This is a genomic window from Corynebacterium faecale (assembly GCF_030408735.1).
Lineage (GTDB): Bacteria > Actinomycetota > Actinomycetes > Mycobacteriales > Mycobacteriaceae > Corynebacterium > Corynebacterium faecale.
Genome location: NZ_CP047204.1, coordinates 2,231,291 through 2,258,280 on the forward strand (window position 1 = coordinate 2,231,291; position 26,990 = coordinate 2,258,280).

Below are 26,990 nucleotides of genomic sequence, written 5' to 3' on the forward strand. Positions count from 1 at the left end.
CCATATCAGCAGCTCAGGGGAAGATGCCCCCTGAGCTGCGCTTTTAAAACCTGAGAAGAAAATGAGATCTTAGACACACCTGAGTTTTTCGGTGTTTTTTCTCAGAAAACTTCTTGAATCAGGGAAAAATTAAGCCCGGATCCCCTTTCGGGAATCCGGGCTCACACAAAGTTGACCATGCCAGTGGACAAGGTGGCTATCAGCCTCCCACCAGACCCATCACGGTCGGCAGCCACATGGAGATCTGCGGGATGAAGACCACCAGGAACAGCGCGATGAGGATCGCACCCAGGTAAGGCCAGAGGCGTCCGATGACCGATTCCACCCGGAGCCCGGCAACCTGGGCACCCACGAAGAGGACGTTACCCACCGGCGGTGTGATCACACCGAGTGACAGGTTCATCACCACCATGGCACCGAAGTGGACTGGATCCACTCCCAGCTCCATGACCACAGGCAGGAAGATCGGAACGAAGATCAGGATCGCCGGAGTCGGATCCATGACGGTACCGATCAGCAACAGGATGATCATCATGATGAGCAGGATGACCACACGGGAATCCGAGACCGCCAGCAGACCATCAGAGATCATCTGCGGGATCCGGGCGAAAGCCATGACCCAGGACAGCGCGGAGGAGACCGCGATCAGCATCATCACGATGGAGGTGGTGCGGGTTGCCTTGAGCAGAATCTCAGGCAGGTCCCGTACCCGGATGGCACCGTAGGCGAAACCCAGGACCAGGCAGTAGACCACCGCGATGGCGGCGGATTCCGTCGGGGTGAACCAACCGAGCAGGATACCGCCGACGACGATGAAAATCATCAGCAGTGAGGGAACCGCGCGCCAGATGATGAGCAGAGCCTGCGGGAACGTCGGATGATCGGTGGCGCGCTTGTAATTCTCACGGCGTGCCAACAAGGTACCCACGATGGCCACAGCCAGCAGCCACAACAGACCCGGTCCGACACCCGCCATGAACAGCGCGGCAATGGAGGTGGAGGAGACCAGGGAGTACACGATGAAGGTGTTGGACGGCGGGAGGAGCATGCCGGCCGGGGCGGAGGCGACGTTCACCGCGGCAGCGTATGGCCGGGAGTAACCCTCCTCCCTCATGCGTGGGGTCATGACGGTACCCACAGCTGAGGCGGCGGCCACCGCAGCTCCGGACACGGCACCGAACATGCCGTTCGCGGCGATATTGGTGTTAGCCATGGAGGCCGGCATGCGGCCGACGAGGACTTTGGCGGCGTCGATAAGCCTGGTTGCGATGCCACCGGAGTTCATCAGGGATCCTGCCAACACGAAGAACGGGATGGCCAGCAGGGTAAATGAATTGGTGCCGGTGAACATACGCTGAGTGACAGCCTGCGCGGCGTTCTCGGGACCGAGCACCGCCATCGCGGCGAACAACGAGGGCAGGCCGATGGCGATGGCGACCGGGACAGAGGCGACGATGAGGACAACGATGCCGATCAGAAGGATCATGGCAGCGACAGCTGCTGGTGACAACATCAGGAGTCCCTCCTTTCAGAGGAGATGGCATCGGGGTGCGCGGGATCGTGCCCCTCGAGCTCTTCCATGTGGATGGGTTCCTCGCCCTCATCGATCTCCGGGTAGGCGGGTTCGCGACCGGTGGCAACCGAGATCAGGTCCACCACAGCGAAGATGGCGATGAACACACCCGCGATCGGAATGACCACGTAGACCCATCCCAGGGTCAGTGGCAGTGCGGTCATCTGCTGGTTCCACGCGATGGAGGCAGCCAGGTAGCCACCCCAGATCATGGCGAGAACAGCGAAGACCATGATGATGACCTGAACGACCATCTGCAGGATGCGCTGCGTGGCCACCGGCAGTTTGCGCGCGAGGAAATCCACGGCGATATGGCCACGTTCGCCGAAGAGGAACGCAGCACCACTGAAGGCGAGCCAGACGAAGAGGATCTTGGACAGTTCCTCAGACCAGGTGGATGAATCATTGAGCACCTGGCGGGTGAACACCTGCCAGACGGTCACACAGACCAGAATGGCGAACAGGATGACACTGACCACACCCAGGAACCTGGTGAGCACAGCTTTCATGGTGATCATGATGCATTCTCCCCGGTGTCAGCGTCACGGACCGCGTCATAGAGACCGCGCTGGAAATCATTGGTGAGGAATTCATCCCGGATCGGAGCCAGGGCCTCAGCGAAGGCCTGCTCATCAACCTGCACAAATTCCGCGCCGGATGCCTTGGCACGCTCAATGGCAGCGTCCGTCTCGGAGTTCCAGAGATCGGTGTGCTCATCCATCGCCGCGTCCCATTCCTGGAGGAACAGTTCACGGTCCGCATCATCCATGGCATCGAGGAGATCATCACGCATCACCATGTAGTCGAGTCCGACGAGGTGTTCGGTGTTGCTGTGGAAGCGGGCCACCTCGTGATGGTTCTGCGTGACATAACTGACTTCGTTATTCTCCGCGCCATCGAGGACACCGGACTGGATGGCGGTGTAGACCTCGCCGTAGGACAGCGGGGTGGCCGAGCCGCCCATGAGCTCAATCATGCGGATATGCATGGCGGATTCCTGAACACGGATCTTCTGACCTGCCAGGTCAGCCGGGGTCACCACTCCACCATCACTGGTGTAGAGGTTTCGGGTGCCCTGGGTGAACCCTCCGATGACCGAGATATTGTCGGTATCCGCAAGGCTCTGGAACAGCGGTTCCATGAGATCCTGGTCCCGGATCACATTCATCTGGTGCTCAATGGAACTGAAGGTGGTGGGCATGTTGAGAACCTGGAAGTCCTTGTTCATGTTTTCCAGCTGAGTTCCGGACACAATGGCCATTTCAATGGCACCGGATTTCACAAACTGGAGAACCTCCTGCTGGGAACCGAGCTGTTCATTCGGGAACACCTCGATCTTCCAGCGTCCATCCGTCGCTTCCTCAAAACGGTCGGACAGATTCGCGAGAGCAATATAACTGGGGTGGGTTTCCGCCTGGTTCAGAGCCAGTTTGATGTAGGTGGTCTTCCCTTCATCACCGACAGACTCCAGGTCGAGGCCACCGAGGTCTGCGCAGGCGGTCAGACCAAGACTGGCTGCCGCCAGAAGGCCGACCACTGCGGGAGCACGGGTTCGCATGGGGCTTATTCTCCAAATCTTTTCAGATGACACTGCAGGTGGCCCGGAGATGCACAACCTTGATCCCCAAACACGCCACAGCATCTATCCACGTGTTCCAATGGCCTTACCGGATCGATTCCGAGCGAAAAAGGATGGATTTGGAATGACCATTGATTGTGGGCAGATTAACAGAGGGTGAATTGAAGTAACACTCTTCACGCTACGCACATGAGCTGACCTTGCATAACGATGATGCTTTTACCCCAATTTAGGGTTAGATACGATCATTTAGAACGTCCGTACTGACCGATCGTTGCCATAACAATTAAATTCAGTCAGTTCCCCCCGGATGGAGACGCCCGGGAACCCCTCCCCCAGCGCCCCCACCACAACAAAAGAGCTCCCCGACGAACCCTGTGCGTCAAGCACAGGCGTCGAAAAGCTCTTTGTTTTTAGCCCTCGTCCGTGGACAGCGCTGCAACGAACGCCTCCTGCGGAACCTCCACCGAACCGATGTTCTTCATGCGCTTCTTACCGGCCTTCTGCTTCTCCAGCAGTTTGCGCTTACGGGAGATGTCACCGCCGTAACACTTGGCCAGAACGTCCTTGCGCAGTGCGCGGATATTCTCACGGGCGATGATCTTGGAACCGATCGCGGCCTGGATCGGCACCTCGAACTGCTGACGCGGGATGAGTTCCTTCAGCTTCACGGTCATCTTATTGCCGTACCAGTGGGCGTTGTCGCGGTGGACAATCGCAGAGAATGCATCCACGGGCTCACCCTGCAGGAGGATATCCACCTTGACCAGGTCAGCGGTCTGCTCACCGGCCTCCTCATAGTTGAGTGAGGCATAACCCTTGGTGCGGGACTTCAACATGTCGAAGAAATCGAAGATGATCTCACCGAGCGGCATGGTGTAGCGCAACTCCACGCGGTCCTCGGACAGGTAGTCCATGCCACCCATCTGACCACGTTTGGTCTGACACAATTCCATCGTGGGGCCCACAAACTCAGCGGGCACGATGATGGTGACCTTCACGATCGGCTCATAGACCTCGGTGAGCTTGCCACCCGGCCAGTCAGCGGGGTTATGAACAAAGTGTTCCTGGCCGGCCTCATCGACAACCCGGTAATTCACCGACGGTGCCGTGGAGATCAGATCAAGATCAAACTCGCGCTCAAGGCGGTCGCGGGTGATCTCCATGTGCAACAGCCCAAGGAAACCACAACGGAAACCAAAGCCCAGGGCCACAGAGGTCTCAGGCTCATAGGTCAGCGATGCATCATTGAGCTGGAGCTTCTCCAGCGCATCACGCAGGACGGGGAAATCCGCCTGGGACATCGGGAACAGACCGGAATACACCATCGGGGTGGGTTCCTTATACCCCTGCAGCGGCTCAACAGCACCTTTATTCGCCCAGGTGACGGTATCGCCGACCTTGGACTGACGGACATCCTTCACGCCGGTGATCAAATAACCGACCTCACCGGGGCCCAACCCCTCACACTTCTTCGGAGTGGGGCTGACAATGCCGATCTCTAAGAGTTCATAGGTGGTGCCGGTCGACATCATCTGGACCTTCTGGCGCGGGGTCAGCTTGCCATCCATCACACGGATATAGGTGACCACGCCGCGGTAGGTGTCGTAGACGGAGTCAAAGATCATGGCACGGGCCGGGGCATCCTCGGACACACCACGGGATGGTGCAGGGATGAGCTCAACCACCTTGTCCAGCAGCTCAGGAACACCCACGCCGGTCTTGCCGGAGACCCGCAGCACATCCTCGGGTTCACAACCGACGATGTTGGCGATCTCCAGGGCAAACTTATCCGGATCCGCCGCCGGGAGGTCGATCTTATTGAGCACGGGGATGATCGCAAGATCATTCTCCATGGCCAGATACAGGTTGGCCAGCGTCTGGGCCTCAATGCCCTGAGCGGCATCAACCAGCAGGATCGCACCCTCACAGGCCTCAAGAGCGCGGGAAACCTCATAGGTGAAGTCGACGTGACCTGGAGTGTCAATCATCTGCATGACGATCTCCTGGCCTTCATACTCGCCCGTGCGGGGCACCCAGGGAAGGCGGACGTTCTGAGCCTTGATGGTGATACCGCGCTCACGCTCGATATCCATGTTGTCCAGGTACTGCGCACGCATGTCACGAGCATCCACAACATTCGAGAGCTGGAGGATGCGGTCGGCTAGCGTCGACTTTCCGTGGTCAATGTGGGCGATGATGCAGAAGTTACGGATCATAGATGGATCCGTAAAAGTCTTTTCTGCAAATTTCTCTGCCATATGCGTCAGGGGTCCCTTCAATTAAATAACGACCCATACTCTACCTGAGCGGTGGCCTCCTGTTAAACAGTGTCTGAACAACTTCAGAATACGCTTTTTGCTGGGACAACTGCTGGGGCGCCTGGTGGGGCAACAGGGAGCCCAGGCAAATCCGGATGGCCCGCCTCCGACCCCACACCACCTACCCCCATGTGATGTAACACATACAAACGTCTTGCGATAAACAACACAAGATCCCACAATGGGTTTGGGAGGATTAACGGATCGTTCCGCACGCCACACCCCTCGTGCATAAGCAGGAAAACAGGTGAGATATGAGCTCCACGCTCGCACGCTACTCCCGTGGTTCCACGGGAGACCGTCACCCCAAAGGGAGTCCCGGCCTGTTTAGACGCGCGTTCCGATTCCTCACCCAGCCCCAGAAAACCAAGGTCGATGAGAGCCTCGCCGTCATCCGTGACGGGTTGGGCATCGATGAGACCGATGCCACCTCCGACGACGGTGATCACACCCGTTCCAGTGGGCCCCAGATGTTCCACGCCCCGACTGAGATCAACGTGGTTCCGACCGAATCTATGGCACGCCCCATCTTCTATGCCCCCGATATGGACGGCCAGGCTGACCCGGGAGAAGTTGTCTGGATCTGGGCCCCGACCGATGGTGTGGGCAACCCACCCCGTGAACGCGCGATGGTGGTGGTGGGCAGAACAAGATCCACCATTCTCGGCCTGCTGATCTCCTGCAATCCTGAACATCGCGGAGATGATTCCTGGATTGATATCGGTGCCGGCGGATGGGACGAACGCGGCCGCCAGAGCTGGGTCCGCGTCGACCGCATCCTCGAGGTATCCGAGCTGGGTACCCGCCGACAGGGCACCGTGATCCCCCGTGGCCGTTTTGAGCGCCTGGCCAACCGCCTGCGTAATGAATTCAGCTGGGCTTAGCGTTCTTTCAGCCCAGGTGCTTCTCCAGTCCAGGCACTTCCGCGCCAGCTCACCCATGCAGATGACCCGCATACAGATGCCCAGCTTGAAGATCCCCTGCTGGCTTCGCGCCGGTTTCCTGCAAACCCCATCCCGCAGGTTGCGGTTTTTGTACGTCAGTGGTGCAGGGTGATAACCTTGTAGGCTGTTGTCCATTTCCGGAAACAGTAGGACGCGCATGCGGGCAGGACCTTGGGTTCGCAGCACGTCATACCGAAGCTTTACCTGGGAGTTCCCATGTGATGCGGGGAGATGTCCGGGACTGGGTTTGTACACAACTTTAACTAGAAAGTTCAAGAGGTAGTCCGATGGCAAACATCAAGTCTCAGATCAAGCGTAACAAGACCAACGAGAAGGCACGTCTGCGTAACCAGACCGTCCGCTCCTCCGTCCGCACCGAACTGCGCAAGTTCCAGGCTGCAATCGAAGGTGGCGACAAGGCTGCAGCTGAGGCTCAGCTGCGCGTTGCTTCCCGTGCACTGGACAAGGCTGTCACCAAGGGTGTCTTCCACCGCAACAACGCGGCGAACAAGAAGTCTTCCCTGGCACGTGCTTTCAACAAGCTCGGCTAATTTCAGCACCAACGTAGAAACTCCGAACCGGTGATCAACTGGTTCGGAGTTTTTCGTGTCCCTCCGCCTTGGGAACCCGAGAGCTCAACGGCCCCACGGTCCATAAAACCACCTGCCGCGCGGGGTGGGTTTCCCGGTCTGGCCGCGGTGCTGCTGGCTAACCGAACATCAGCTGGGTAGAACCCTCGAAGAGCAAGGTGACGCCCACGGCTACGAACACCACGGCGGCCACCAGGTCAAAGATAGGTCCTGCCCGGAGCACGGCGGTACGGATCCTCTCGGTGGAGACGATCACGCACAACACACTGAACACCACCCAGGTCTGGATCAGGATGGCAAAGATGATGATCAGCGCCACCGTGAGGGAGGGGTTCGCAGGCATGAGCGGTGCGAGGATGGCCGCGAAATACATGACCACCTTGGGGTTGGACAGGTTGGTGGCCAGCCCCTGACGGTAGGCCTGCGCCGGGGTCCCCAGGGTGGCGCCCACGTCCGGGATGGGCCGGGCCTGGTTGCTGAACTGGAATGCCCGGGCATCAAGGAGTTCCCTGATGGCCCCGCGCCCCATCTTGTATCCCATCCACGTGAGATAACCTCCGCCCAGCAGCTGAATCACACTGAGGATGGAGGGGTAGGTGGTGAGCAGGGTCGCCGCACCCACCACGGTCAGGGTCACCCAGACGGTGAGTCCGGTGACGATTCCGCTGACACCCATGATCGCGTGGATCCGCGAACGGGTGGCCAGTCGGAGAAGAAAGAATGTATCTGGCCCCGGGGAGAGACTGCCCACGATGTTGAGCAGGATCAGGGTTCCAAGTGCAGCCCAATCCACCGGATTATGCTTCGAAGCGGGTCAGGAGATCCTCACGCCCGAACATGCGGGCTGTATCCACCGCATTGGGTGTTCCGCAGGCAGGGTCCGCCCCTGCGTCCAGAAGGCGGTCAATGACTTCGTCTTCTTTCTTGAAGATCGCACCAGCCAGCGGGGACTGGTTGCGGTTGTTCACCTTGTTCACATCCGCCCCGTGCTTGATCAGCACGTCCAGGATATCCAAGTTGCCACCGTAGGCGGCGATCATGAGCAGGGAATTACCATCCTGGTTGCTCAGGTTGGCGTCAAGTCCGTTCTGCAGGTAGAGATCCAGCGCCTGTGTGGCCTCCTCGCCTCCTGAACGGGCATAGCCGAACAGCCGTGTGACCAGCTCCTGTACATCATCTGGCAGTTGTGAATCCGTCATGGAAGGACATCCTACCCGGCGTCTCCTGGCGAGCTGGGTTGTGCGTCGGCAAGCGCCTGTGTGCACGCCCAGCGCAAGCCGGCGGGCGCACCTACTTGCGCGCCAGCTCCGCCACCCGTCGCACCGCGGATTCGATGGCGAACTCCGGGTCACCGCCCCGGCCCTTCACCGCGGCGTCCAGCTCCGCCATGAGGATCACCGCGTCACTGACCGCGTCACCGGACCAGGTGCGGGCCTGCTTGGCCACCTTCTCCACCACGAACGGCGGCAACCCCAGCACCCCGGCCAGGCGACCGGAGTCGATGCGGCCGCGCGTGGAATACAGCCGGGCGATCTGCCCCACCTTCATGCTCAACGCCGCCGCCAGTGCAACGGGACTCGCACCGAGCTGCAACGCCCGGCGGGTGCTGGCCACCGCCTTGGACACCTGCCCGGCACACGCGAGATCAGCAACATCAAAACCGGAAACCTCCGCAACACCCACATAATAGGCACGGACCTTCTCCACGGTCACGGCACCGTTGGTGTCGGATACCAGCTGGCCGACGGCTGAGGCGAGCTCCCGCAGATCAGATCCGACTCCCTCCAGGACCGCGTGCACCACATCCGGTGTGACCTTGACACCATGACCGCGGAACTCCTGCATCACCCAACCGGGCAGCTCACGGTCTTTCAGTTTGGTGGCCTCATGCACCACGGAGATCTTCTTGAACTTGGCCACCATCTGCTTGGTGCGACCACCTCCCGAGTGGACGATGATCATGTAGATTCCCGGCGCGGGATCCACAGCCGCCTTGAGCACGAGGTTGGCCGGTTCCTGCCCCGCCTGATCCATGTGGGTGAGCACCACCACGCGATCCTCTGCGAACAGAGACGGCGACAGCAGATCGATCAGTTCATATTCCGATACCTCACCGGCGCGCATCACGGTGACGGGCAGATCCTCCCCCTCCGGCAGCGACGCCTTGATCTGATTGACGATGCCCTGGCGTGCACGTTCCGCCAGGAATTCATCATCCCCAACGATGAGATGAATCATGGGTACAGGTGGGGTCAGGGCATTAGTCACGGGATCCATCGTGCCACATCAGCGATCAGAAACGCCCGTCAGCTGCATGCTGGGAACCATCCACATGTAACGTCACCTCCCCGTCGCGGTTCGGGAACATCACCGGCACCCCCTCCCGCGTTGCGGTCGGCCTGTCCGCAGCCTCCCCGTCCGGGTCGGTGACAATGATCAGCCCCGTGCCGGGTGGCACGGCTTCAGGGAGCTTGTCGACGACCACGTACCCCACCGTGGCCGGATCCACCACCGCCGGTGGCCGGTTGCTGTTCCATTGAACAACCAGGACACCCACGAGAGCCAGTGCCATGACCTTCACCAGGCGGAGGTGGACGCCCACGATCACCCAGCAACAGATGACCACGACCCACAGGATCCCGGTCACCCCCTCGGCGACCTCCACCGTGGCGATGGGTAATCCCTGACAGAACACACCCACGTGGTGGATCCACCAGGTGAACGGCTCCACCACCTTCAGCGCAAGGAGCTCCAGGCCACCGGGTAGCAGGGTGAGGATCACCGCGATCAATCCCACCACGGTCACCGGTGCCACGGCGGGCGCCACCAGCACATTGGCCAGCACCGCCACCAGTGATACCCGGCCCGCCATCACCGCGATGATCGGCATGGTCACCACATCCGCTGCGATCGCCACAGCCACTGCCCGCACGAGGATATCCGGCCATCCGGTTCCAGACAGCGCCCGGTAGAGCAGGGGAAACAGCATCACGATGCCCGCCGTGGCCACCACGGAGAGAATGAATCCGTATTGGACAGCCAGATCGGAATCCCAGAACAACAACCCGATCACCGCAAGGCATAAGCCATGGACCGGTTCCATCCGGCGGGAATTCACCACGGCAGCCAGGCCCACCATGCCGGTGACCGCCGCACGCAGCACGCTGGGTTCCGTCCCCACCAGGGAGACAAACACCACGAGTGCGACTGCGGCCCATCCCAGCTGGATGCGTGGCCCGATCGTTAATAGTGCCAGCACCACCATCACGGAGGTGGTGGTGATGGAGACATTTGCCCCACTCACCGCCGAGAGGTGGGACAGACCCGTGTCAATGTAGGTCTGCTCCTCCACGGTGTCCTGCAGGCGGGTATCACCCAGGACCATCCCAGGGATCAGTCCCTGAGAGGAATCCCCGACGTGACGCACCACCGATTCCGCAAAGGAATCCCGCACCCTGTTGACCCAGCCTGCGTACCCGTGGGCCTCCTGCAGCACCTCAACCTCAGGGGTGGTGATGAGCACGGTCCCCAGGCCCGGACGGTTGCTGTCCGCTGCTGATCCCTCCACCAGCACCCGGGCGGATCTGGGCACCTCCTGAGGTCCGTTGATGATCACCGGAACCACCGTCGGATAGCCCTCCACCCCGAGCCGGATGATGGAAAGCCCCTCCCCCAGTTTCTTTGATGATTCCACCGTCCCCGTGATCGCCTCAGGAAAGATAAACCTTTCCGCGGCCTGCACCCGTCCCCTGGCCACCAGTGCAGTTGCCGCCCCCAACACACTGACTGTGACTGCCTGTCCCCACTGCTTCAGCATCGCCATGAGCACCACCGCAATGGCGATCAGCGCGACCGCCACCCAGGCTTGGCGGGTGATAATCACCGATAACACCACCAGCCACGACAACAATGCTGCGGGAAGCAGCCGCAGCTCCCTCATAACCTCACCGACTCTGACAACTGCGCAAATTTGGAGGGGCCGATTCCCTTGACGTTGAGAAGATCATCTACTGATGTGAATCCACCACTGGTGTCCCGGTACTGCAGGATCGCCTGGGCTGTCTTCTCCCCCACCCCGGGGAGAGTGACCAGCTCGTCTACCGTCGCGCTGTTGAGGGAGACCAGACCGCCTGCATCCACGCCACCCGTGATCCCCGTGCCACTGGCAATAGGGGGTGGTGGCAGCGACTCCGGTGGCGCCTGCCCCTGCGGCACCACCACGATCTGCACCCCGTCCTCCAGCACCTGCGCCAGGTTCAAGGTGGTCAACTCGGCATCCGGGAGCGCACCGGCAGCGGCCAGTGCATCCGCCACCCGGGCATTCGGCGCCAGGGTCACCAGGCCGGGTTTGCTCACATGCCCCAGAACAGAGACAACAATGCCGGTGTCCTGCTCACTGGATGTCTGTTGGACCGATGACTGTGCCAACGCCGTCACCGTCACCGGCTCATGGGGATCCTCCCGGAGGAGAAACCACCCGCCCGCACCCACCACGGCGACGCCTGCCACCACCGCTGCGTGCCGGAGGGAGACGGCGAATCTGGGCGTGGGGTAATCCACATCCAACAGATCCTCCGTCCCCGTCGGACGTGTCAGGTCCTTCAACCTGGCTGCGATATCGGGCTTCATACCCACACACGCTAAACCGCCCTCCCAACGGTGAACAACCAGCGGGTTCCCCACCCTGTGGATGGATCAGGCGGTCAACTATCCGCTGTGGATAACCCACCCGCCTTCACCCACATCCCCTGTGGCACACACCACAAAAGCCGACTCGGATGACCCCGTAGCCTTCCCCGCGCAACCACCGTTTCCACGCCCCCTACCTGGGGTGATGGAGAAAACCGCCGCACCCATCGCCCGCGCTCTGTACCGTGGGGCCACACGAGAACCGAGAAGGCCCAAGAAGGTCCGACCGGGGTTGCGTCTGTGCACCATTGTGGAAATGGGCATCTCCCCCGGTATCTGCCCCACTGGGCCGCCACCTAAGGAGAGCATGACCATCATGACCACCGCATCCCGATCAAATACCAGAAGATCCCTGCCACGTTCCATCATCGCCGTCCTGGCCACCACCGGGCTTCTTGCAGTCAGTGCATGTGCAACGGAGGATGACACAGACAACAGTGCAGCAACCACCACCGCAGAGCAGGCCACCCAGGCCACAAACACCGTGGACAACAACACCGACACCACCGTCGCCGATGATTCCAGGCTGACCGCCACCGTCAACAATGCTGACGGCACGGAGATCGGCACCGTGGACTTCCTGGAGAATGACGATGCCGTGAGCATCGCCGTCGAATTCAGTGATCTGGAGCCGGGTTTCTACGGCCTCCACATCCACCAGACCGGACTCTGTGAGACCGACAGCGCCGCCCCGGATGATCCAGAGAACGTAGGTGACTTCCTCTCCGCGGGCAGCCACCTCGGGTCCGGGGAATCCGATCACCCGGATCACCCCGGTGATCTGCCACAGCTGCTGGTGAAGGAATCCGGTGAGGCCATGCTCGCGTTCGAAACTGACCGGTTCACACTGGAGGATCTGGAGGATGAGGACGGCTCCGCGCTGATGATCCACTCCACACCTGACAACTACGCCAATATCCCGGACCGTTATACCGAGGGTGGCGCGGATGAGGATACGTTGAGCACCGGTGATGCCGGCAGTCGCCTGGCGTGTGGTGTCATCGCTGAATAATCTGGTTTCTCCCTCGAAGCGGTGGTGAGGCCGGGTGCCTCACCGCTCCAGCACGTGGAGAGCTCTTTTAGATCCCATCCTCGGCGCTGAACACACACGAGACCGCGATCGCACCCGGTCCGGAATGCACCGCCAGGGTGGGATCAACATCCACCATCATGAAACTCGACCCCTCCGGAAGAGAATCAGTGAGCAACTCCTCCAGAGCCTTGGCTGCCTCGCGCGCCTCATTCTGGGCGATGGCCACGAACACCGGGGCATCCTCAGCACGGATCTGGGCGAGCTCCACCAGTTTGGCGAAGGCCTTGGACTGGGTGCGGGTCTTTGCGGCGATCTCCATGCGCCCCTCATGGACACGCATGATGGGACGGTTCGCCAGCGCCGTCGACACCATCGCCGTGGCCGTGGAGATCCGACCTGAGCGCCGCAGCTCATCGATGCGGTGCAGGTAGATCCAGGTCTCGGAGCGTTTCAGGGTGTCCACGGCGATGTCATAACACTCCTCCAGTGAAGCACCGCCCTTGGCCAGTTTCGCGGCCGCCATGGCTGCGGCACCCACCGCCATGCCGAGCGACCCGGTATCCACCACGCGCACAGCCCCCTCGGCGAACACCGCAGCGGCAGTGACCGCGGCGGACCAGGTGGAGGACAGATCCTTGGAGAGATGCAGTGCCAGCACCCCGGCGTCACCGCCGCGCTCCAACTGACGGGCGTAGGCTGCCGCGAGTTCCAGGGAGGACAGCCCGGAGGTGGTGCGTTCCTCCCCGTTCTGCATCATGTGCAGATCAATGACGGTGATGTCGAGTTCATCGGCCACTTCATCGGGCAGACACGCTGATGAATCCGTGATGACGCGAACTGCCATGACAACCGACTTCCCTTAAATCCGCTCAATGGTGGCCGGCCTCCTGCAGGAGGCCGGCGACCATAACACTGACAACCGTTAACTGTTGGTGACGCCCATATTCCACCCGTCAAGATACCACTGGGCATTACCCACATTATTGCGATCAAAAACAGGTCCCGGGGTGTTCACCGTGGAATTCTTCAGATCATCCTCGGGATTCTCACTGCCCGGGTAATAACGGGGGCGGGCAGTCAGTTGCGCCCAGCAGGTATTACCCAACCCGGAGAACATCGGATACTGGTCAAACTCCAGACCAAGCAGATTGGAGGTCAATGCGTTGATTGTTCCACCATGGGCGACGATGAGGACGGTGCCATTGTTCCAATCGGAACGGGTGACCATCAGTTCGTCGACAAGCTGCCTGGCCCGTCGGGCCACCTCGATGCGGGACTCGCCACCGGGCGGGGCCCACTGGGGGTCATGGCGCCATTTGGCGCGCGCCCCCGGGTAGGCCGCATCGATTTCCTGATGCGTCTTGGCCTGCCACTCGCCGAGGTGGGTTTCCCGGAGACGGCGATCAGTGGTCACATCAGCCTGGATGAGGTCCGCCACCGCCTGCGCTGTCTTGTGGGCGCGGGTGAGGTCGGAGCTGACCACGTGGGCGATATTCTGCCCAGCGAGCACGCGTGCGGCATCCTCCGCCTGGCGGATCCCCAGTTCGGATAATTCAGTATCCAGCTGGCCCTGCATGCGGGAGGTCGCATTGTAGTCAGTCTGCCCGTGGCGGAGCAGAATCAGGCGGCGCGTCATGGTCTCGTCCCCTCGTCGGTGATGCCGGAGATCTTAGTCGTCCTCGTACCCGGGCTCGTACTCAGCCGGAACGGGTGGCAGATCCTCGATGGAATCCACGGTACGGATGTCGGTCTCATCAGACCAGGAAGCGGGGCGCTGCATGGTCTCCAGGCCCTCCACGTCGATGAGCGGGCAATCGCGGTAGAGACGATCCAGGCCATAGAATTCACGCTCAGCCTGACGCTGGATGTGGATGACCAGGATGCCGTAATCAAGGAGCACCCAACGGTTCTCGCGGTTGCCCTCGCGGCGCTTCGGCTCGAAACCAGCCGCTGTCATCTCCGCCTCAACCTCTTCGACGATGGCGCCGACCTGGCGCTCATTGTCAGCGGAGGCCAGGACGAAAACATCGGTGATGGCGACCATGTCAGAGACATCGATGACGGCGATGTCTTCAGCCTTCTTCTCATCGGCCGCCTTAGCCGCGATGGTGGCAAGACGGATTGACTCATTAGTTGCAGACACAAATATCCTTAAAACTGCTGTAGTAGCCCTCCCCTGGAACAGGGAGAACCGACGCACCGAATCGATTCCGGACGTCAACCTCTCCCAGTTTTCCACGAAGGACGTGTTTTCACCTACTTTTGCGGCGAAGTTGGAACTTTCGGACGCATCACCCGCGCTTATCGACGCCCACCTCCACCGCTGGTTACGGTTCAGCGGTCGGTGTGCCCGCCTGGTACATCTGCCGTTTGGTGATGTACTGAACCACCCCATCCGGCACCAGGTACCAGACAGGGTGCCCGTCCCGGGCCCGTTCCCGGCAATCCGTGGAGGAGATCGCCATGGCGGGAATATCCACCAGTGACACCCGATCCTTGTGCATCTCCGGGATGATGTCATCATCCAGTTCATATCCCGGGCGGGTGACACCCACGAAGTGCGCCAGGTCGAACATGGTCTCCCAGTCCCGCCACGTGACGATCATGGCCAGGGCATCTGCGCCGGTGATGAAGAACAGGTCCGCATCCGGATACTGCGCGCGGATATCGGTCAGGGTGTCGATGGTGTAGGTGTCACCCCCGCGATCAATATCCACCCGGGACACATGAAACCTCGGGTTGGAGGCGGTGGCGATCACCGTCATCAGGTACCGGTCCTCCGCGGGGCTGACCACCCGGTCAGCCTTCTGCCACGGTTGGCCGGTGGGCACATAGATCACCATGTCCAGGCCGAATCGGTCAGCCACCTCCGAACCGGCGACCAGGTGTCCGTGGTGGATCGGATCGAAGGTGCCACCCATGATGCCGATTCTCCTCCGGCGGTGTGTGTCAGGAGTCATAGGGGAAAAGTATATCGTTTTGTGTTTACCCGGCGCGGGCGACGGCGTCTGAGATCCAACCGGACACCGTGGACATGACCTCTTCATCCCAGATCTGGCGGGTGACAAAGTACTGTAGATGCGCCCTGCCCCCACGGGATTCTCCCGTGCTGAGATACGCCCCTGCCAGCGAGGATCCAGATGTGGAGAACTGCTCACCATCACGGTCACACACCACATCACCGGGCAGACAATAGTTGATCTTATTGGGATGATGCAGGGTGGGTTCATCGACCGAACTGATCAGACCGCCCGCGGCCGACCTATGACCGATGATGGTGGGATCATCAGCACGGAGTGCGGGGTTGGCAACCAGGAGTGTTCCCACGTACTGGTCCCGGTCAATCAACTCAGGTTCCTGTCCATCCACCACCAGCACACCCTGGGAATAACCCACCAGTAGATACTGCGATCGGCAGCCTGTCTCCATCTCAAACCGGTCGATGGCCTCCATCACGCTCTCCCGTCCGGTGATGAGCGATGATCCGAATTCGATGGCCGTCGACCCGTCAGAGGACAGTGGCATGGCCGCCGGGTAGTCGATATGGCTCAACCCCATGACATAAACATTCTTCATCAGGGACTCCCCGGTATCCCGGACATGCTGCTGTTCCATGCGACCGAACAAGTGCCGGAGGTTGCGTTCCTCGAACCCGTTGGAGGTCCACGGCGCTTCCTCGCTGTACCTGGCAGGACGGATCTGTGAGTTCTGTTCACTGCCCCGCGCCGCAATCACCGTGACGGCGGGGCATTCCCCCATCTGTGGTGGATCAAAAACCTGGTAGTACAGCTCCTCCTGCAGCACCGGGTGCAGGGGGATATAGGAATCATCCAGCGGCTTGGTTACCCGTTCGAGGAACTGCTCGTCAGTCTCGGGAAAGAGCCTGTCCAGGAGGTTACTGGAGCCACTGCTGAGCGAATCCACAGCGGAGGAGGCAGAGGACCCGGAGGACCCGGACGATCCGCTGCTGACGGCCCCTGCCGGACCTGCCAGCAGGAGGGCTGCTGACAGGGCGGCAACAGCTGACTTCATCACAGAACCGAATATGCTCATGGCCTTTAATGTATCGTCTGTTGGCCTGCTGGGTGCGCAGGTTTCCCGTGTTCTTCTACAATCCAGCTGCTGAACCTGTCAGCAACCTCACCGATATGCACCTCTGACTCCGGATCGAGGAAATACTGGGCATGGGGACTGTCACTGGCTTCATCAACCGCCCGCTGCACAGCGGTGGGTGTGGGATCGCAGGCCACATCATCGGGGATGCAGTACATGATCCGGTTGGGGCTGCGTGCTGTCTCCAGGGAGTTATAGGGCAGTCGCCCGAGCACTCCCCCGGCGCTGGCGATCGCTCCGATCACGGCAGGGTCTCCCGGTGACTGGTGCACACTGCCCAGGTACAGGGTCCCCACCAGCTGCCCCTTCTCCGCAAGCCAGGATTCCTGGAACGAAAGGACAGTCGCTCCCAGGGAATAGCCGATCAGGATATAACCCGGGGTACATCCCGAGCTGGTCTCATAATTCTCAATGGCGGTACGGATACCGGGGATGGACACGTCGAGGCTGTTCTTGAGACCCGAGACGGTGTCAGTCACCAACCCGCCCAGCTGGGGAAGCACGGCTCCCAGATCCGCGGCATCGGTGACCTCGGGGATGCTGACATCAGCCGGGTAGTACTCCTCGCTCAAGCCGAGGACATAGGTGTCCGCCAACAGGGATTGTCCCTGGTTGGCCGCCGCGTGACGGTTCTCCGCAAATTGGAGGAAGGTGCGGATGTTCTCGCCTTCCCAGCCGGTGGAGACAAAATCCGACTGCGGGCTGTACCGGACCGGGGTGACGCTATCCCGGGAATCATTACCGCGCGCAACCACCACCACGGTGGAGGGGCAGTCCGCCACGGGGACATCGAACCCCATGTCCCCCGCGCTCGCAATGGGTGCGGACGCACACACCAGAGCGCTCAGGAGGATACCAGTCAGGAAACGCGCCACCTTATGCATAACTGACAACTATATGGCGGCGTGCCTGCGGATCCAGGAACTGGGGGCACCCCGCCCCCTCACTGGGGTGAACGGGGCGAGAGGATGTTATGGGCGGGTCTGGCCTGTGCCCTGCAGGATCCACTTGGTGGAGGTCAGCTCCGGCAGTGCCATCGGGCCACGCGCGTGCAGCTTCTGGGTGGAGATACCGATCTCCGCGCCCATGCCGTACTGCTCACCGTCGGTGAAGGCGGTGGAAGCATTGATCATCACTGCCGCGGCATCCACGCGGTCGGCGAAACGCTGCGCGGTGAAGACGTTGCTGGTGGCAATCGCCTCGGTGTGGTGGGTGCTGTACTTCTCGATGTGATCGATCGCAGCATCCACCCCATCCACAACTGCGACAGCAATGTCGAAGGAGAGGTACTCAGAGTCCCAGTCGGTCTCGGTGGCTTCGATGACATCGGTGGCACCGAAGGCCTCAAGCTCAGCGACACGACCGTGGATGGTCACGCCGGCCTCCTGGAGTGCCTGGACGATCTTGAGCTTGTCCGCATCAGGGAGCGCGGCATCAATGAGGGCGGTTTCCGTGGCATTGCAGACACTGCACCGGCGGGTCTTGCCGTTGATGAGCATGGCGATGGCCGAATCCAGATCACCCTCGGCATCAATGTAGAAGTGGCAATTGCCGGTACCGGTTTCGATGGTGGGCACGGTTGCCCCCATGACCACCGCGTTGATCAGACCTGCGCCACCACGGGGAATCACAACATCCACCAGACCACGGGCGGTGATGAGGTCCTGGACCGAATCGCGGGTCTCACATGGCAGCAACTGAACCGTCTCGCGTGGCAGATCGAACCTGGCAACCACATCCTGCAGGATCCCGACGAGGACGGTATTGGAGTGCACCGCGGTGGAGGAACCACGGAGCAGGGCCACGTTGCCGGATTTCAGTGCCAGGCCGAAGGCATCCACGGTGACATTGGGGCGGGCCTCGTAGACCATGCCCATCACTCCGAGCGGCACCCGGATCTGGCGCATCTGAATGCCATTTTCCATGACATGCCCACGCAACACCTCACCGACCGGATCGGTGAGGCCAGCGACCTGCCGCAGGCCATATGCGATACCTTCGATGCGGTCATTGTCCAGGGACAGGCGATCAATGAGGGATTCTTCCAGTCCGTTGGCACGACCGGAGGCGATATCTTCTTCGTTGGCTTTAATGATCTCTGCGGAGCGCTCAATGAGTGCCTCTGCTGCTGCGAGCAGGATCTGGTTCTTCACACCGGTGCCCAGCTGGGCGACCTCGGGGGCTACCTTCTTGGCGGCTGCAGCCTTGGCCAGTACTTCTTCTCGTTCATTTTCACGGATACGGGTATCTGAGTTCTGTGAAGTCATATTCTCCAACCATACAGACCTCGTAGGGAACCACCCCCAGGATCGCGTCCGGAATCACTCCACCCACGTGTGCCACATACCCGGGGGCGCGACAGACTCAGACGCTGAAACCACCGCTGAGGGCCGGAAGGTTAAGGGGCGTCGATAAGCGTTGCCAGGCGGTTAACGCATCGCTGCGGTAGAGGAACCTCCGGGGTATGAAGCCCGCGGGCGCACCCGCATCCGGTTTCAACGCGCTCACAGTTGGATAACTACTTGTTATCGATCAACCACCTACCTTTCGTGTGGATTAGTCTGCAGGCACACCGCGTGCGCAGAGCACGCCACATACCGTGTGGATCCCCCACACGGGAGGAGGAAGACATGAACACCTTTCGTACCCTCGGAGTGATTCTGGCAGTCGGTGGCCTCGCCCTCGCCGGATGTACCTCGGATTCATCAGATGACACTGCCCCCGTTGAATCCGCCACCATGGTCACCGAGACCACTCCCACTGCCACCGCGGAACTCACCACCGACCCGATTGCCACGTCCCCCGGCATCTCCGGCGACCAGACCGACACCGCCCCCACGAACCCGGCCACCGCGGAACCCACCACCCCCGGACAGGCACCCGGCACACCTGCAACAACCAACAACGCCTCATCCACAGACATCCCGGGATGGGATGAGCTCCCACCGGACCCCGTGGGCAAGGACACCACCATCGCCGGTGAGACAGCCACCATCTGCATCTACGGGGATGGCTGGGGAACCAACATCTGGGCGGGTAACGCCAACACCAGCTGTGAGTTCGTCAGCGAGGTGCATCAGGAGCTCATTGAGGGCCTCAACCCCACCATGGACAGTATTCGGCAGAATCTCCGACCAGAGATCACCGTGACCAGCCCCGTCACGGGAGAACCCTACAATCTGACCTGCGAGCAGCGCAGTGAGAGGCTCATGGCCTGTTCCGGTGGAAACGATGCGGTGGTGTACATCTACTGATCTCCGCAGCAAGGCCCCAGTGATCATTCCCATGACCACCCAGTGATCGCCCCAGTGATCATCCCGGTGCCTTCATCTCTCCTGCATCGCAGTCTGTTCACAGTTGGATAACATCAAACCAGTCGGGGGATCGTTGGGTTAGTCTGCGGGGAAGAGATGAGACTGCATCTCCGCTCCGTCCCACCCACCCCGCACCTGCAGTGAAGGAGATGGACTTGGCCACCATGCGTACCGGAATCACCCGCGCCATCATCGTCTTCATGGCGGTTGGTTTGTTGGTTCTCGCGCTGGTGTCGCCAGTGATCAGGCAGAGTCCCCCGGCGGAGCCCACGACCCCGGTTGTTCCCACCCGGGACGCTGATTATCAACCGGTCTCGTCCAACCTCAGCGCTGACCTCTTCCCCGCACCGCCCAGATCACCGTAACCAGCCCGGGGAAACATCCACCTAGTACCCGGCGACCACGTCCACTTCGGTCTCCATCTGTTCGCCGGCCTCGAAGAGTTCAATGTTGCGCACGGTCAGCGGCCCCGTCAGGGAACGGATGCGCTCATAGGTATTCGCGGTGTGTGGGGTGATCACCACATCATCCAGGTCCCACAACGGGTGTCCGTCCGGGAGGGGTTCGGGATCAGTGACATCCAGTGCCGCACCCGCGATGGTGCCGTTCTGGATGGCCTCCACCAGGTCATCGGTGTTCACGAGCGGACCACGGCCCACATTGACCACCACGGCGGTGGGCTTCATCTTGCCCAGGGTCTCGCGGTTGACAATGCCCGTGGTGGCTTCGGTCAGCGGCATGAGCATGACAAAATAATCAGCCTCGGACCACACATGATCTGCATCAGACATGGCGAAGGTTTCATCGGCTCCCTCGACGGGTCGGCCGGAGTTATTCACGGCGATGATGCGCACACCAAAGGGCTTCAATAATTCGATGAGACGCAGTCCGATGCCGCCAGCGCCCATGATGGCGACGGTTTTTTCGTCGTAAAGCCACTGCTTGGTGCGCTGCACCTCGCCGCGCGCCCAGGTCTTGCGGCGTGCGGTGATGTTGTGGCGGTGCAGCTGTGCGAGCAGCAGCGCCACGGAGGATTCCGCCACGGTGTCCGCGTAGAGGCCACCGGCGTTCGCCCAACGTGCCTGATCGGTGACCACACCGCGGCGCACCAGCGCATCAATGCCAGCCATGGAGGCCTGCACGATCTTGATATTGTCGGGCAGCTCGGGGAACTCCGGCGCGGAACCGTTAAAGAACAGCAGGTCAGCGTCGTTCAGATCGGTCACCTGCTGGTGCCCGCCGGCCTCGATCGCGGCGGCGGTGTCCTCCCAGACATGGGGAATCATGACAAACTTCATAATGGTTACTCCTTAGGTTGCGGTATGCACCAAGGTAGCCAAAAAATGCTTATCGACGAAAAGCCCCACCACCCTCAGCACTTACGCCCGGCTGGCGTAATTCGAGAGGTAGTCCGCGTGCACCACAGGCCGCTGTAGATCATCAGGGAGTTCCTGGGTCTGCATTCCCAGCATGGGCAGAAGGGTTTCCGCGTCATAGCTGACCTCACCACGACCGACGATCTGCCCACTGGGCCCGAGGATCTCCACGATTTCCCCGGCGCGGAAATCACCAACGATCTCGGTGATGCCGACCGCCAGGAGCGACTTTCCACCGGAGGTGACGGCCTCCATAGCGCCCTGATCCAGGCGGATCTTTCCGGCAGTATCAGCGGCGTAGAGGGCCCAGAATTTCCACGCGGACAGGCGGTTTTCCTTGGGGTGGAACACGGTGCCCACCTGGGCATGCTCCAGTGCAGGGCCAATGTTGGCAGCCGAGGTCAGCAGCACCGGCACACCACTGCGGGAGGCCAGACGCGCCGCGGACACCTTGGAACCCATGCCACCGGTGCCGACCTTTCCACCGTCACCGGCGATCACACCTTTAAGATCCCTGCCGTCACGCACCTCGGAGATGAACCGCGCACCGGGGTCAGTCGGGTTGCGGTCGAAGAGTCCGTCCACGTCACTGAGCAACACCAGGGCATCCGCGCTGACCAGGTGGGCGACGATGGCCGCCAGACGGTCATTGTCACCGAAATTCACACCGGTGGTGGCCACGGTGTCATTCTCATTCACAATCGGGATGACACCCAGCATGCGCAGACGATCAATGGTCCGCTGTGCATTGCGCGCCCGGTCACGCTGCCCCGCATCACCCGCGGTGAGCAGCACCTGCCCCACGGGGCGGCCATAACGAGCAAAGGAGCGTCCCCACTGGTGCATGAGGTGGACCTGGCCCACAGCCGCTGCCGCCTGCTTGGTGGACAGATCTGTTGGGCGGGTGGTCAACCCCAGTGGTGCCATACCCGCGGCCACGGAACCGGAGGACACCACGATCAGATCGGAGTCAGCTTCCATGCGGGCCTGCAGGGCATTGACGATGGTGTTGATGCGGTTCGGATCAACGGTGTGGCCATCTTCATCACTGGTGAGCGATGAGGAACCGATCTTCACCACCACTCGCTTGGCATTGGCGATTCGCTCACGCATGTCGGACTCATGGCCGAATGCTGCGCTCTCCTCCGTACCCGGTGACGGTGCCGGGAAGCTGGCACCGATACTGTCCTCCTGTCGGTAAGGGGTGACAGGGAGTCCCGTGACCGTACCCACCGGGGTGGGCGTGGGGAGTTCATCACGCAACCGGACGGAATCTGGAATATCGGAAGGCTCGTCGGCCTCGGACTGAGAAGGGGTCAGTTGATTCATAGCAATCCCATCGTATACACCGATATGCTTTGGTTGACAGTATTATCCCACGCGCAGGCGGATTGACCACGGTTTTTATTCCATGGCCCTAAGTGGGTGTGTGGGGCGCGGAGTACCGACTGTGAGCAGCGGTTTCATGGGGTCGCGAGGGTTGTCTTTGAGGGGAAGTGCCGGAAGGAGCCAACGAGCGGGCAGCTGGGGTGTCTCTAGATTTAAGAATCGATGCATAACCCCTGCGCCGCACCATGTGGGCCTGGCGAAAAAGCAAAACTGGAGTTCTGTCTCCGCCTGTTTCCCGCGGCCTGCGGAAATGTCATGGCAGTTGTAACAGAACTCCAGTTTTCTACCCTCTACCGGGTGGGGCGCTGCCCCTCACTCCCGTCCCCGTGGCGGTCAACAGATGAGTGTCAACCGATCAGTGTCAACGTCCGGGATCCAGACATGGGACGGGCAGGTTGGGAGTAACTAGCCTTCCCAACGCTCGCGGGAAGCCTCTTCGCCATCGCCATAATCAAATTCATCGATGAGGCCACGACGCACCTGGGAGGCACGCTTACGTTCGGAAGCAGAGATGCGGTCGGTCTGCTCCAGGCGCATATCCGTACCACGCGGGGAAGCACCGAGATCCACAGCGGAGGTCATCGGCTCCCATTCGAAGGTGACGCCACCGATGGTGACCTCGGAACCGGTCTGGGCGCCGGCCTTGCGGAGCTTGTCCTCCACACCCAGCTTGGCCAGACGGTCAGCGAGGTACCCCACGGCTTCATCGTTGTCGAAATCGGTCTGCAGGATCCAACGTTCCGGCTTCTCACCAACAACCAGGAAGCCACCGGGGTTCTCCGGGTCCTTCTTGATCTCGAACTCAGCGCGACGACGACGGCCATCCACCGGCTTCGGCGTGATGATCACGCTCTCCGCCAGCTTCTCCTTCGGACGCTTCTTACGGGCCTGCTGGACAATTTCAAGCAGCTTATAGCGCAGTGGGTCCAAGCCCTTCTGAGCGACCGCGGAAATGATGAACACCGGCCAGCCGAACTGTTCCTCAATATCCTTCTTCAGAAACTCCGCGAGTTCCTCCGCCTCAGGCACATCAGCCTTGTTCAGAGCCACCACGCGGGGACGTTCACTCAGATCGCCCAGTCCGGTGTCCTCATCCAGGGCGGACTGGTAGGCGGACAGTTCCGCCTCGAGTGCCTCGATGTCAGAGATGGGGTCACGGCCGGGATCCATGGAGGCGGTGTCCACCACATGTACCAGCACGGAGGTGCGTTCGATGTGGCGCAGGAACTCCAGTCCCAGGCCCTTGCCCTCGGATGCGCCCGGGATCAGACCCGGCACATCAGCCATGACGAAGGTTTCATGTCCCACGTTGACCACGCCCAGGTTCGGCTGAAGCGTGGTGAAGGGGTAGTCACCGATCTTCGGCTTGGCTGCGGACATCACTGAGATCAGGGAGGACTTGCCGGCCGATGGGAAACCCACCAGTCCGACATCAGCCATGGACTTCAGTTCCAGGATGAGATCATGCTGCTCACCCGGCTCACCGTTGAGTGCGAAACCGGGGGCCTTGCGGGCACGGGAGGCCAGGGCTGCGTTACCCAGACCACCCTGGCCACCTGCTGCGGCAACAAACTTCATGCCCACGGTGGTCAGGTCTGCGAGGGTTTCGCCCTTGGCATCCAGCACGACGGTGCCGGCCGGCACCTTGAGGGTGAGGTTCTCTCCGCGGGCACCATGACGGTCAGCACCTGCACCGTTGGTTCCACGTGGAGCCTTCACGTGCGGGTGGTAGTGGAAGTCCAGCAGGGTGTGCACCTGGGGGCTCACCTCGAGGATGATGTCACCACCATGTCCACCGTTGCCACCGTTGGGGCCGCCGAGGGGTTTGAATTTTTCACGGTGCACCGAGACACAGCCGTCGCCTCCGTCGCCAGCGGCGAGATGAAGAACAACGCGGTCAATAAAGCGGTTCATAAATTCGGTGTCACTCCTGATCAAAGGTAATTCTGGCGCCTGTACTGACTGCGCCTTAAGGTTCTTCGATCCTACCAGTGCCAATACCACAATTGACAGCTGCGGATGTGATCCTGACCAAACTTATTTTGCTGGTGCTTCCCAGAAGGGCAGAATGACAGAGGATTAATTTCATATCGAGGACGAAGGGACACTCCCGAACCGCCGTGACCACTCAAACAGTAACCCGGAATGTACATCCGGTCGATCAGGTGCCACCCGCACCTAAAATGGCAGCTCTGGGCCTGCAGCACGTGCTGGCGTTCTATGCCGGTGCGGTCATCGTGCCGCTGCTCATTGCACAGTCGCTCAACCTGGACGCGGCCACCACCATTCACCTCATCAACGCTGATCTGCTCACCTGCGGTATCGCAACGCTGATCCAGTCCATCGGCATCGGCAAGCACATCGGTGTCCGCCTCCCGATCGTCCAGGGCGTGACCACCACCGCGGTCGCCCCCATCATTGCGATCGGCCTCGGTGTCACCGACGGTGAAGGTGGTGTGGCCTCCCTGCCCGCCATCTACGGCGCCGTCATCGTGGCTGGTTTGTTCACCTTCTTCGCAGCACCCATCTTCACCCGCTTCCTGCGCTTCTTCCCACCGGTAGTCACCGGCTCGGTGTTGCTGGTCATGGGTACATCCCTGCTGTCGGTATCAGCCAATGACTTCGTCAACTACGCCGATGGCGTCCCCGCGCCCCGTGACCTCGCCTATGGCTTCGGCACCCTGTTCATCATCATCCTCGCGCAGCGTTTCCTCCGCGGGTTCCTGGGTACCCTGGCTGTGCTGCTCGGCCTTGTGGTCGGCACGGGTACGGCCTTGTTGCTTGGCGACGCCAACCTCGACGAGGTCGGCAACGCCGATGCCTTCGGAATCACCACCCCCTTCTACTTCGGTCTGCCTGAATTCAACGTGGTGGCGATCTTCTCCATGATCATCGTCATGATCATCACCATGGTGGAAACCACCGGCGATGTCTTCGCCACCGGTGAAATCGTGCGCAAGCGAACCCGCCGCTACGACATCACCCGCGCCCTGCGTGCCGATGGCCTCTCCACCTTCATCGGCGGCATCATGAACTCCTTCCCGTATACCTGCTTCGCGCAGAACGTCGGTCTGGTCCGTATCACCGGTGTGAAGTCCCGTTGGGTCGCCGCCTCCGCTGCGGTGTTCATGATCATCCTGGGTGTCCTGCCCAAGGCCGGTGCCATCGTGGCCTCCATTCCCTCCCCTGTCCTCGGCGGTGCGTCCCTGGCACTATTCGCCAATGTGGCCTGGGTGGGTCTGCAGACCATCGCCAAGTCCGACCTGCGTGACAGCCGCAACGCCGTCATCGTGACCTCTGCCCTGGGCCTGGCCATGCTGGTCACCTTCCGCCCCGACATCGCCCAGGCCTTCCCTGAATGGGCACGGATCTTTGTCTCCTCAGGCATGTCCGTCGGTGCGATCACCGCGATCATCCTCAACCTGTTGTTCTTCCACATCGGCCGCCAGTCAGGGACCAATGTGGCCACCTCCGGTTCCGGAAAGAAACTGACGCTGGACCAGGTCAACGGCATGGAACAGGACCAGTTCGTGGATACCCTCTCCCCACTGTTCAACAGCAAGACCTGGCCCCTGGAGATCGCGTGGGAGTCCCGCCCGTTCTCCAATGTCACCGAACTGCGTGAAGCCATCCAGATCGCTGTTCTCACCGCACCGATCCAGGCCCGTGAAGATCTGATCCACGACTATCCCGACATGGCCCAGCTCCTGCTCGCCGACCAGGACGAGGCCGCCCTGATCTCCCAGGACCGTGGTTCCATCGGTCTGGAGGAACTCGATGACGTGGACCGCGAGAAGCTCACCACCGTGACTAACCAGTACCGCGAACGCTTCTCCATGCCGTATGTGGCCTATTTCGACACCACCGACACCGTCGATGATGTGATCGCCGAAGGTCTGCGTCGCCTGGATAACTCCGATGAGCAGGAACACCGCCAATCACTCAGCGAGATCATCGAGATCGCCAACGACCGTTTCGATATCGTCCTCGAAGACGCCAACCCTGCCCGCACCGCCTTCGACCGGAAGTTCACCGACACCGATTTCATGAGCTAAACCCCAAAAAGGGC

At 60.9% G+C, this 26,990-nt stretch carries 25 protein-coding genes; 6 read left to right on the forward strand and 19 right to left on the reverse strand.

Features of this window, described 5'->3' with window-relative positions:
• Positions 1-199: 199 nt before the first annotated feature.
• The 4 genes from CFAEC_RS10135 to lepA form a co-directional block, all read right to left on the reverse strand.
• On the reverse strand, positions 200-1,513 hold the full coding sequence (locus CFAEC_RS10135; protein ID WP_290276534.1) for a TRAP transporter large permease: 1,314 nt from the start codon (positions 1,511-1,513) through the stop codon (positions 200-202).
• A complete protein-coding gene (locus CFAEC_RS10140; RefSeq protein WP_290276536.1) occupies positions 1,513-2,091 on the reverse strand; it encodes a TRAP transporter small permease in 579 nt (192 codons plus the stop codon). Before CFAEC_RS10140 ends, CFAEC_RS10135 begins: the two co-directional genes overlap by 1 nt.
• Positions 2,088-3,131 carry a TRAP transporter substrate-binding protein gene (locus CFAEC_RS10145; RefSeq protein WP_290276539.1) on the reverse strand — a complete coding sequence of 348 codons (1,044 nt, stop codon included), beginning with the start codon at positions 3,129-3,131 and terminating at the stop codon, positions 2,088-2,090. Before CFAEC_RS10145 ends, CFAEC_RS10140 begins: the two co-directional genes overlap by 4 nt.
• A 434-nt stretch (positions 3,132-3,565) precedes the next feature.
• Positions 3,566-5,413 carry a translation elongation factor 4 gene (lepA, locus tag CFAEC_RS10150; protein WP_290276541.1) on the reverse strand — a complete coding sequence of 616 codons (1,848 nt, stop codon included), beginning with the start codon at positions 5,411-5,413 and terminating at the stop codon, positions 3,566-3,568.
• A 314-nt stretch (positions 5,414-5,727) separates the two neighbouring features.
• Between lepA and CFAEC_RS10155 the strand changes: the two genes are divergently transcribed.
• Both CFAEC_RS10155 and rpsT read left to right on the forward strand, forming a co-directional pair.
• Positions 5,728-6,357 (forward strand): type II toxin-antitoxin system PemK/MazF family toxin, encoded by a 630-nt coding sequence (locus CFAEC_RS10155; RefSeq protein ID WP_290276542.1) that lies wholly within the window; start codon positions 5,728-5,730, stop codon positions 6,355-6,357.
• Between the two features lie 347 nt (positions 6,358-6,704).
• On the forward strand, positions 6,705-6,968 hold the full coding sequence (gene rpsT / locus CFAEC_RS10160) for a 30S ribosomal protein S20 (protein WP_290276544.1): 264 nt from the start codon (positions 6,705-6,707) through the stop codon (positions 6,966-6,968).
• A gap of 157 nt (positions 6,969-7,125) precedes the next feature.
• Here the strand turns inward: rpsT and CFAEC_RS10165 are convergent, their stop codons facing one another.
• The 5 genes from CFAEC_RS10165 to CFAEC_RS10185 all read right to left on the reverse strand — a co-directional run bounded on the left by CFAEC_RS10165 (position 7,126) and on the right by CFAEC_RS10185 (position 11,636).
• Positions 7,126-7,800: a LysE family translocator gene (locus CFAEC_RS10165; RefSeq protein WP_290276546.1), complete on the reverse strand. Its 675-nt coding sequence runs from the start codon at positions 7,798-7,800 to the stop codon at positions 7,126-7,128.
• A 4-nt stretch (positions 7,801-7,804) separates the two neighbouring features.
• Complete coding sequence (locus CFAEC_RS10170) at positions 7,805-8,206, reverse strand: ankyrin repeat domain-containing protein (RefSeq protein WP_290276548.1); 402 nt, start codon at positions 8,204-8,206, stop codon at positions 7,805-7,807.
• A gap of 91 nt (positions 8,207-8,297) precedes the next feature.
• Positions 8,298-9,284: a DNA polymerase III subunit delta gene (gene holA / locus CFAEC_RS10175; RefSeq protein WP_290276549.1), complete on the reverse strand. Its 987-nt coding sequence runs from the start codon at positions 9,282-9,284 to the stop codon at positions 8,298-8,300.
• A gap of 16 nt (positions 9,285-9,300) precedes the next feature.
• Positions 9,301-10,947, reverse strand: a complete 1,647-nt coding sequence (locus tag CFAEC_RS10180; protein ID WP_290276551.1) for a ComEC/Rec2 family competence protein — start codon at positions 10,945-10,947, stop codon at positions 9,301-9,303.
• On the reverse strand, positions 10,944-11,636 hold the full coding sequence (locus CFAEC_RS10185; RefSeq protein ID WP_290276553.1) for a ComEA family DNA-binding protein: 693 nt from the start codon (positions 11,634-11,636) through the stop codon (positions 10,944-10,946). Before CFAEC_RS10185 ends, CFAEC_RS10180 begins: the two co-directional genes overlap by 4 nt.
• Positions 11,637-12,012: 376 nt before the next feature.
• Between CFAEC_RS10185 and CFAEC_RS10190 the strand changes: the two genes are divergently transcribed.
• Positions 12,013-12,708 (forward strand): superoxide dismutase family protein, encoded by a 696-nt coding sequence (locus CFAEC_RS10190; protein WP_290276554.1) that lies wholly within the window; start codon positions 12,013-12,015, stop codon positions 12,706-12,708.
• A gap of 67 nt (positions 12,709-12,775) precedes the next feature.
• On the opposite strand, the gene CFAEC_RS10195 is transcribed toward CFAEC_RS10190, so the two are convergent.
• The 7 genes from CFAEC_RS10195 to CFAEC_RS10225 form a co-directional block, all read right to left on the reverse strand.
• Positions 12,776-13,573: a DegV family protein gene (locus tag CFAEC_RS10195; protein WP_290276555.1), complete on the reverse strand. Its 798-nt coding sequence runs from the start codon at positions 13,571-13,573 to the stop codon at positions 12,776-12,778.
• A gap of 78 nt (positions 13,574-13,651) precedes the next feature.
• Positions 13,652-14,365 (reverse strand): histidine phosphatase family protein, encoded by a 714-nt coding sequence (locus CFAEC_RS10200; protein WP_290276556.1) that lies wholly within the window; start codon positions 14,363-14,365, stop codon positions 13,652-13,654.
• 33 nt (positions 14,366-14,398) lie between these two features.
• Positions 14,399-14,872, reverse strand: coding sequence for a ribosome silencing factor (gene rsfS / locus CFAEC_RS10205; RefSeq protein WP_290276557.1), 474 nt, complete (start codon positions 14,870-14,872; stop codon positions 14,399-14,401).
• A 184-nt stretch (positions 14,873-15,056) separates the two neighbouring features.
• Positions 15,057-15,689 (reverse strand): nicotinate-nucleotide adenylyltransferase, encoded by a 633-nt coding sequence (gene nadD / locus CFAEC_RS10210; RefSeq protein WP_290276558.1) that lies wholly within the window; start codon positions 15,687-15,689, stop codon positions 15,057-15,059.
• A 25-nt stretch (positions 15,690-15,714) separates the two neighbouring features.
• On the reverse strand, positions 15,715-16,782 hold the full coding sequence (locus tag CFAEC_RS10215; RefSeq protein WP_290276561.1) for a PE-PPE domain-containing protein: 1,068 nt from the start codon (positions 16,780-16,782) through the stop codon (positions 15,715-15,717).
• Positions 16,783-16,787: 5 nt separating this feature from the next.
• Positions 16,788-17,726, reverse strand: a complete 939-nt coding sequence (locus CFAEC_RS10220; RefSeq protein ID WP_290276563.1) for a hypothetical protein — start codon at positions 17,724-17,726, stop codon at positions 16,788-16,790.
• An 87-nt stretch (positions 17,727-17,813) separates the two neighbouring features.
• The gene (locus CFAEC_RS10225) at positions 17,814-19,109 is read right to left on the reverse strand and encodes a glutamate-5-semialdehyde dehydrogenase (protein WP_290276564.1); all 1,296 of its coding nucleotides are present in this window, start codon (positions 19,107-19,109) and stop codon (positions 17,814-17,816) included.
• A 363-nt stretch (positions 19,110-19,472) separates the two neighbouring features.
• On the opposite strand from CFAEC_RS10225, the gene CFAEC_RS10230 reads away from it, so the two are divergent.
• Positions 19,473-20,096: a RodZ family helix-turn-helix domain-containing protein gene (locus CFAEC_RS10230; RefSeq protein ID WP_290276566.1), complete on the forward strand. Its 624-nt coding sequence runs from the start codon at positions 19,473-19,475 to the stop codon at positions 20,094-20,096.
• A 215-nt stretch (positions 20,097-20,311) separates the two neighbouring features.
• Positions 20,312-20,521 (forward strand): hypothetical protein, encoded by a 210-nt coding sequence (locus CFAEC_RS10235; RefSeq protein ID WP_290276569.1) that lies wholly within the window; start codon positions 20,312-20,314, stop codon positions 20,519-20,521.
• Positions 20,522-20,542: 21 nt separating this feature from the next.
• Here CFAEC_RS10235 and CFAEC_RS10240 read toward each other — a convergent pair whose 3' ends face one another.
• From CFAEC_RS10240 to obgE, 3 genes are all read right to left on the reverse strand, one after another.
• The gene (locus CFAEC_RS10240; RefSeq protein ID WP_290276571.1) at positions 20,543-21,454 is read right to left on the reverse strand and encodes a D-isomer specific 2-hydroxyacid dehydrogenase family protein; all 912 of its coding nucleotides are present in this window, start codon (positions 21,452-21,454) and stop codon (positions 20,543-20,545) included.
• A gap of 81 nt (positions 21,455-21,535) precedes the next feature.
• Positions 21,536-22,645, reverse strand: a complete 1,110-nt coding sequence (proB, locus tag CFAEC_RS10245; protein ID WP_290279875.1) for a glutamate 5-kinase — start codon at positions 22,643-22,645, stop codon at positions 21,536-21,538.
• 681 nt (positions 22,646-23,326) lie between these two features.
• Complete coding sequence (obgE, locus tag CFAEC_RS10250) at positions 23,327-24,835, reverse strand: GTPase ObgE (RefSeq protein WP_290276573.1); 1,509 nt, start codon at positions 24,833-24,835, stop codon at positions 23,327-23,329.
• A gap of 269 nt (positions 24,836-25,104) precedes the next feature.
• On the opposite strand from obgE, the gene CFAEC_RS10255 reads away from it, so the two are divergent.
• Entirely contained in the window at positions 25,105-26,976 is a 1,872-nt protein-coding gene (locus CFAEC_RS10255; RefSeq protein ID WP_290276574.1) for a solute carrier family 23 protein, read from the forward strand.
• Positions 26,977-26,990: the final 14 nt, after the last annotated feature.

Bases quoted from the DNA above. Each gene is read 5' to 3' on its own strand.
- CFAEC_RS10230 (WP_290276566.1), top strand. From the start codon at position 19,473: ATGAACACCTTTCGTACCCTCGGAGTGATTCTGGCAGTCGGTGGCCTC.
- CFAEC_RS10215 (WP_290276561.1), bottom strand. From the start codon at position 16,782: ATGAGCATATTCGGTTCTGTGATGAAGTCAGCTGTTGCCGCCCTGTCA.
- lepA (WP_290276541.1), bottom strand. From the start codon at position 5,413: ATGGCAGAGAAATTTGCAGAAAAGACTTTTACGGATCCATCTATGATC.
- CFAEC_RS10170 (WP_290276548.1), bottom strand. From the start codon at position 8,206: ATGACGGATTCACAACTGCCAGATGATGTACAGGAGCTGGTCACACGG.
- CFAEC_RS10135 (WP_290276534.1), bottom strand. From the start codon at position 1,513: ATGTTGTCACCAGCAGCTGTCGCTGCCATGATCCTTCTGATCGGCATC.
- nadD (WP_290276558.1), bottom strand. From the start codon at position 15,689: ATGACTCCTGACACACACCGCCGGAGGAGAATCGGCATCATGGGTGGC.
- CFAEC_RS10180 (WP_290276551.1), bottom strand. From the start codon at position 10,947: ATGAGGGAGCTGCGGCTGCTTCCCGCAGCATTGTTGTCGTGGCTGGTG.
- CFAEC_RS10145 (WP_290276539.1), bottom strand. From the start codon at position 3,131: ATGCGAACCCGTGCTCCCGCAGTGGTCGGCCTTCTGGCGGCAGCCAGT.
- CFAEC_RS10200 (WP_290276556.1), bottom strand. From the start codon at position 14,365: ATGACGCGCCGCCTGATTCTGCTCCGCCACGGGCAGACTGACTACAAT.
- CFAEC_RS10185 (WP_290276553.1), bottom strand. From the start codon at position 11,636: ATGAAGCCCGATATCGCAGCCAGGTTGAAGGACCTGACACGTCCGACG.
- CFAEC_RS10225 (WP_290276564.1), bottom strand. From the start codon at position 19,109: ATGACTTCACAGAACTCAGATACCCGTATCCGTGAAAATGAACGAGAA.
- CFAEC_RS10240 (WP_290276571.1), bottom strand. From the start codon at position 21,454: ATGAAGTTTGTCATGATTCCCCATGTCTGGGAGGACACCGCCGCCGCG.
- holA (WP_290276549.1), bottom strand. From the start codon at position 9,284: ATGGATCCCGTGACTAATGCCCTGACCCCACCTGTACCCATGATTCAT.
- proB (WP_290279875.1), bottom strand. From the start codon at position 22,645: ATGCGTGAGCGAATCGCCAATGCCAAGCGAGTGGTGGTGAAGATCGGT.
- CFAEC_RS10195 (WP_290276555.1), bottom strand. From the start codon at position 13,573: ATGGCAGTTCGCGTCATCACGGATTCATCAGCGTGTCTGCCCGATGAA.
- CFAEC_RS10220 (WP_290276563.1), bottom strand. From the start codon at position 17,726: ATGCATAAGGTGGCGCGTTTCCTGACTGGTATCCTCCTGAGCGCTCTG.
- CFAEC_RS10155 (WP_290276542.1), top strand. From the start codon at position 5,728: ATGAGCTCCACGCTCGCACGCTACTCCCGTGGTTCCACGGGAGACCGT.
- CFAEC_RS10190 (WP_290276554.1), top strand. From the start codon at position 12,013: ATGACCACCGCATCCCGATCAAATACCAGAAGATCCCTGCCACGTTCC.
- CFAEC_RS10140 (WP_290276536.1), bottom strand. From the start codon at position 2,091: ATGATCACCATGAAAGCTGTGCTCACCAGGTTCCTGGGTGTGGTCAGT.
- CFAEC_RS10255 (WP_290276574.1), top strand. From the start codon at position 25,105: ATGGCAGCTCTGGGCCTGCAGCACGTGCTGGCGTTCTATGCCGGTGCG.
- rpsT (WP_290276544.1), top strand. From the start codon at position 6,705: ATGGCAAACATCAAGTCTCAGATCAAGCGTAACAAGACCAACGAGAAG.
- obgE (WP_290276573.1), bottom strand. From the start codon at position 24,835: ATGAACCGCTTTATTGACCGCGTTGTTCTTCATCTCGCCGCTGGCGAC.